This is a genomic window from Eggerthella sp. 1_3_56FAA (assembly GCF_000185625.1).
GTDB lineage: Bacteria > Actinomycetota > Coriobacteriia > Coriobacteriales > Eggerthellaceae > Eggerthella > Eggerthella lenta.
This window is the reverse complement of record NZ_GL622579.1, coordinates 400,783-406,579: the sequence shown is the minus strand read 5'-3', so window position 1 is coordinate 406,579 and position 5,797 is coordinate 400,783. Positions and strand designations below refer to the sequence as shown.

Here is a 5,797-nt window from a genome sequence, read left to right as displayed (position 1 = left end):
GCGACGGCGGCGTTCAGCGTGGCCGTGGGCCTGCGCGACGCGTTCGCGCCGGGCGCGTGGCTGCCCCTCGATGCGCTTCCGCTTGCCGACGCGGGCCTCGGATGGATTGCGGTCGCCATTGCGGGCGCGGCGGCGGGCGCAATGTGGTCGCTCGCTGAGCGCAGGCGGCGCACGCGACGGGCGTGAGCGCCCGACTCCGGATTCGTGGCGGTTTTCCCTACAGCCCCAGGCCCTTCGCCACGTTGGCGATGAAGTCCTGGACGTTCGTCACGATGCCGCGCGAGGCCAGAGAGCCGCGGTCGATGAGCTTGTTCACCGCGAACTCGGCGATGTCCACGCAGTAGAAGTACACCTGGCGCACGGTGCCGTCCGCGAGCACGCGGTACGATGGCGTCATGTTGCCCGTGGCGATGGTGTGCAGCATGGTGGCCATGCACACGACCGTGGTGGCTTTGCGCAGGTGGGAGCGCATGGCGTCCTGCGCATCGTAGGCGTTGCCCAGCACGCACGGAAGCGGGCCGTCGTCGCGGATGGAGCCGGCCAGCACGTAGGGCACGCCCTTCTTCTCCAGCGCGTGCATGATGCCGCCCGACACCTGCTCCTCCTCGATGAACCGGCCGATGGAGCCGTACAGCCGCACGCGGTTGATGGTGTCCAGGTGGTTGTAGTGGCCGAGCGGGCGGTTCTCCTGCGTCTCGATGTCCTGGCCGAGCGCCGTGTGGAAGTAAGAGCCCTCCAGATCGTGCGTGGCCAGCGCGTTTCCGGCGAACACCGCGTCGACGTAGCCCGCCTCGATGATCTTGGAGAACGCCGTGCGCGAGAAGCCGTTGAACGAGAACGCCGGCCCCATCACCCACACGACGTAGCCGTGTTCGCGCTCGTGCTTCAGCAGCTCGTAGAGCTCGTCGTACTCGCGGGAGAACGCCGTCTCGCGCGAGCGCCCCAAGCGGAAGGCGAAGTTGTCGGCGTGGCGCCCTGCGTCGGCCAGCTCGCCTTCGCCGTCCGGCGCGGGGTCGAACCCGGTCGTGTGGACGTAGATGCCCTGCTCTCCCGACTCGGTGCGCCCGCACACGATGGCATCTCCCGCGCGGATGTGGCGGAACTCGCGCACGAAGATGCGTCCGTCCTCGCAGACGGGAACGCAGTCCATGCGGCTGTCTTCCGCGAGCAGCCATGCGCCGTCGATCTTGAAGTACTCGGGGTAGATGCTCATCGCGTGGTAGCCTTCTGGCGCCACGCCGTCTTTCGGCGCCGGCAGCAGCACGGCGTCGGGCGCGCCGGCCAGCGGCTCGCGGTGGAAGTCGGGAGCGGTGTAGGGGTTCAATGCGAAGCTCATGGGCTGCCTTCTCTCCAAGGCCGGCTGAGGACGTCCGGCTGCTTTCGTTCGCATGCGATTATACACGGCGACGAGGCGAAGGCTTCGGAGGACTCGCCCGCATCGCGGGCTTCGCGCGCCGGCGAGTCTACAGCAGCTTGGCCAGCTTGTCGATGGCCGCGTTGCACGAGTGCCCCTGCACCAAGCCGACCTTCGCGGTGAAGGCTGTGAGCTCGATGCGCGCGCCGCCGCCCGTGGACACGAGTTCGGCGACGACGACGGCGGGGTTCGCGACGATGCCCTTGTTGAAGTAGGCGACGTAGGGGTTGCCCGTCGGAGCCTCGTGCAGCGTGATCAGGCTTTTGCGGATCTGCGCCGCCGCGTTGCGCAGCCTGTCGTAGGCTTCGTTGCCGGAGCGGCCCAGCTCCACGACGCGCGTCTCGGTGCGCAGCTTGGCCATCTTGGCGTACGCTGCCGAGGAGTCGCCCATGCCGATTCCGCCCACGACGGCTTCCAGCGCATCTCCGCTCATGATGCCGTCGAGCACGGCCAACGGGTTCGCTCCGGCTTTCGCCTGGCCTTTCGCCAGGATGTTCCTGATCTCGTTCGTCGCTTGCATGGGCGGCTCCTCTCCTCGCGTTCCGAATGCGCCCATCATAGCTGGAGGATCCACACCGAAAGGACACCAAAGACGCAGCCGCGATCTGCCATCCCGAGCGAGCGAAGCGTCCTGCAGCGCGGCGTGTTCTTTTCCCGTTCGCGGCCGTCCGAAGGCGGCGGTTGCGGGTAGAATGGAACCTTATCGTCATCCCTGATTTCCGGAGGTCGTTCCCGCATGGTCGAGCGCGCAGCAGAAGAAACGTCGGAACCCGAGGACGCGGCTTTCGCGCACGGGTCGCTGGGGCGGCTCGCGCCCGCGTGGTGGGAGCCTGCCGAGGGTGAGCCGGAGCCCGAGCCGTGGTTGACGCCCGATGCGGCGCTCGACCGCTTCCTCGACTGGACGGCGGCGCGCGGCATAGAGCTCTGGCCCCATCAGGAGGAGGCGCTCATGGACCTCATGGTGGGCGACCATGTGATCCTAGGAACGCCCACGGGGTCGGGAAAGTCGCTGGTGGCGCTGGGGATGCAGTTCATGGCGCTGGCAACGGGGAGGCGCTCGTACTACACGGCGCCCATCAAGGCGCTGGTCAGCGAGAAGTTCTTCGATCTCGTGGAGGTGCTGGGACGCGAGAACGTGGGTATGATCACGGGCGACGCGCACATCAACGCCGAGGCGCCCGTCATCTGCTGCACGGCCGAGATCCTGGCGAACCAGGCGCTGCGCGAGGGCGAGGACGCCGACGTGGGCTGCGTGGCCATGGACGAGTTCCACTTCTACGGCGACGCCGACCGCGGCTGGGCGTGGCAGGTACCGCTGCTGACGCTTCCGAAAACGCAGTTCCTGCTGATGAGCGCCACGTTGGGCGACGTGGGCGCCATCGCGGCTCGCCTCAAGAGCCAAACCGGGACCGACGTGGACGTGGTAGCCGACGCCCCGCGTCCCGTGCCGCTGTCCTACGAGTACGTGGAGATGCCGCTGGAGGGCACGGTGGAGCTGGCCCTGCGCAAAGGCGAGGCGCCGCTGTACCTCGTGCATTTCGCGCAGGACGCGGCGCTGTCCACCGCGCAGGCTCTGTCGAGCTTCGGCGTGGCATCCAAGGAGCAGCGCGAGCTCATCAAGGAGGCCGTCAAGGGAACCCGGTTCACCACGGCGTTCGGCAAGACGCTCAAGCGTCTGCTGGCCAGCGGCGTGGGCGTGCACCACGCGGGCATGCTGCCGCGCTACCGGCTGCTGGTGGAGAAGCTGGCCCAGCAAGGCCTTCTGCCCGTCATCTGCGGCACCGACACGCTGGGCGTGGGCATCAACGTGCCCATCCATACCGTGGTGCTCACGCAGCTCACGAAGTTCGACGGCTACAAGATGCGCCGCCTGCGCGCCCGCGAGTTCCATCAGATCGTCGGGCGGGCGGGAAGGTCCGGCTTCGACACCGAGGGCATGGTGGTGGCGCTGGCGCCCGAGCACGACATCGAGAACGCGAAGCTTCTGGCGAAGGCGGGCGACGACCCGAAGAAGATCCGCAAGATCAAGAAGAAGCAGCCGCCCGAGGGCTTCGTCACGTGGAACAAGCAGACCTTCGAACGCCTGATAGAAGCGGTGCCCGAGACGCTGAAGCCGCGCATGAAGATCACCCATTCCATGGTGCTGTCCGAGGTCGTGCAGGGCGGCGACGCGTACGGCCGCGTGCGCAAGCTCATCGACGACTCGGCTCAGACCGACGAGGAGAAGCGGGCGCTCGTCGTGCGCGCCGACGAGATATTCGACACGCTGACCAGCGCCGACGTCATCGAGCAGGTGGAGGGCGAAGGGGGCGTCGTCGAGTACGCGTGCACGGTGGACCTGCCGGAGGACTTCGCGCTCGACCAGCCGCTGTCGCCGTTTCTGCTGGCGGCGCTGGAGCTTTTGGACCCGGAGAGCGACTCGTTCGCCCTCGACGTCATCTCCATGGCCGAGGCAACGCTGGAGAACCCGCGCCAGGTGCTGCGTGCGCAGGAGCGCGCCGCGCGCGACAAGGCCATGCAGGACATGAAGGCCGACGGCATCGAGTACGAGGAGCGCCTGGAGCGCCTCGCCGAGATCACGTACCCGCGCCCGCTCGAGGAGCTGTTGGACGCGGCGTTCGAGCGCTACTGCCGGGAGGTGCCGTGGGCGCGCGACTTCCAGCTGGAGCCGAAGTCGGTTCTGCGCGACATGCTGGAGAGCGCGTCGGACTTCAAGGGCTACGTGCAGCGCTACGGCATCGCGCGCTCGGAGGGGACGCTTCTGCGCTACCTGTCCGACGCCTACCGCGTGCTCGATCGCACGGTGCCGGCGGACAAGCGCGACGAGCGGTTGGCGGACGTCATCGCGTGGCTCGGCTTCGTGGTGCGCTCGGTGGACTCGAGCCTCGTGGACGAGTGGGAGAGCGCGGGCGCGGCCGTGGACGTCGCGCCGCCGACGGCGGGCGACGTCGTGGTGCACGACCGTCGCGGCCTGACCGTGCTCGTGCGCAACGCGCTGTTCCAGCGCGTGCGGCTGGCCTCGCAGGGACGTGTGGCCGAGCTGGGCAGGCTCGATGCGGAATGGGGCTGCGGCGAGCCGCGCTGGCAGCGCGCCCTCGACGCGTACTTCGAGGCGCACGGGCAGATCGCCATCGACGCCGACGCGCGCTCCGCAGCCTTCCTTTCCATCGACGAAGCCGACGAGCAGGCCGAGCACGTGTGGCATGTGCGCCAGATATTCAGCGACCCCGAGGGCGACCACGATTTCGCCATCCAGGCCGACGTCGACCTCGACGCTACCCAGGAAGAGGGCGAGGCCGTGTTCAAAAACTTCCGCGTGGGCTTCTTCGAGGAGCTGGGCGAATGAAGGCGCGTCGATAGATGCCTCTGGATGAGCGCGATTTCCCTGCAGGGCTCCGGAACGGGCCCGGAACGGTTGTTCCGGGCCCGTTCCGCGTCTTAGAGCGATCGGTTTCCGCAGGACGGATCCTTTTTTCGAAAAACATTCCATACTGGTGAACCTCGAGGCTTCTCGGCGCTACTAAGGGGTTGAAGGCGATCGGCAGCGACAAGACGGAAAGGCGGTGGCATGGGCGAGCAGGATGCGGACGATGCGCTGGCGCGCTCGGCGCTCGTGCGGATCGCGCGCGGGGACGAAGGCGCGTTGGAGGAATTGCATAGCCTGTACGCGTCCGCCGTGTTCGCATTCGTCTCGGCGCGCCTGGGCGACCGCGGGGCGGCCGAAGAGGCGGCGGTGGACGTATGGCTGGGATGCTGGCGCTCGGCCGCGGCGTTCCGGGGCGACAGCCGGGTGCTCACGTGGCTGCTGGGCATCGCAAAGCGCCAGGCGTGCATGCGCATGCGGCGGATCCGGCCGGAGGAGCTTCCGCTCGACGAGGACTTGACGCAGCTGGCCGACGAAGCTGGCGACCCGTCGGACGCGCTCATGGCGCAGGCGGGAGTCGGCGAGATCATGGCCGCCTTGGACGCGCTTCCGGCCGCGTTGGCCGAGACGGTGCGGCTTGCCTGGCTGCACGAGCTTCCGTACGCGGAGATCGCGCAGGTGACCGACGTGCCGGTGGGCACGGTGAAGTCGCGCGTGTCCCGTGCGCGTGCGCTGATGCAGGAGACGTTGGGAGGTCGGCTATGAGCTTGAGGGAAGAACGGCCGGACGTGGCGAGCGCCACTATGAAACAGGCGCTGAGCCGACAGGAGCGGGAATGCGCCGCTGGCGCGCCTTCGTTCGCGCGTATCGCGGCGCGCATCGCGGCCGAACCGTCGGCTTTCGAGGCTCCCGCCTGGTCGGTGCGCAAGAGCGCGCGCCTCGCGGCCGATCTGGCGGTTGCGCAGGCGCGCGTGGTGCCGCGCGCGGTGTTGCCTGCGGCTCTGATCATAGCCGCGGCG

The 5,797-nt window shown here is 68.3% G+C and carries 4 protein-coding genes and 2 pseudogenes; 4 read left to right on the top strand and 2 right to left on the bottom strand.

The annotated features are described in order from the left end of the window. Positions 1–186, top strand: a pseudogene (locus HMPREF1023_RS15620) (branched-chain amino acid transport system II carrier protein); the annotation flags it as partial. 31 nt (positions 187–217) lie between these two features. Here HMPREF1023_RS15620 and HMPREF1023_RS01690 read toward each other — a convergent pair. Both HMPREF1023_RS01690 and HMPREF1023_RS01685 read right to left on the bottom strand, forming a co-directional pair. Beyond that, the gene (locus tag HMPREF1023_RS01690) at positions 218–1,336 is read right to left on the bottom strand and encodes a hypothetical protein (RefSeq protein ID WP_009304402.1); all 1,119 of its coding nucleotides are present in this window, start codon (positions 1,334–1,336) and stop codon (positions 218–220) included. Positions 1,337–1,463: 127 nt separating this feature from the next. Beyond that, positions 1,464–1,934 (bottom strand): hypothetical protein, encoded by a 471-nt coding sequence (locus HMPREF1023_RS01685; RefSeq protein ID WP_009304401.1) that lies wholly within the window; start codon positions 1,932–1,934, stop codon positions 1,464–1,466. Positions 1,935–2,150: 216 nt separating this feature from the next. Between HMPREF1023_RS01685 and HMPREF1023_RS01680 the strand changes: the two genes are divergently transcribed. From HMPREF1023_RS01680 to HMPREF1023_RS15615, 3 genes and pseudogenes are all read left to right on the top strand, one after another. Next, on the top strand, positions 2,151–4,760 hold the full coding sequence (locus HMPREF1023_RS01680; RefSeq protein WP_009304400.1) for an RNA helicase: 2,610 nt from the start codon (positions 2,151–2,153) through the stop codon (positions 4,758–4,760). Positions 4,761–4,982: 222 nt separating this feature from the next. Continuing rightward, a complete protein-coding gene (locus HMPREF1023_RS01675; RefSeq protein ID WP_009304399.1) occupies positions 4,983–5,543 on the top strand; it encodes an RNA polymerase sigma factor in 561 nt (186 codons plus the stop codon). Further along, a pseudogene (locus HMPREF1023_RS15615) lies at positions 5,540–5,797 on the top strand (hypothetical protein); the annotation flags it as partial. The gene HMPREF1023_RS01675 and the pseudogene HMPREF1023_RS15615, both read left to right, overlap by 4 nt.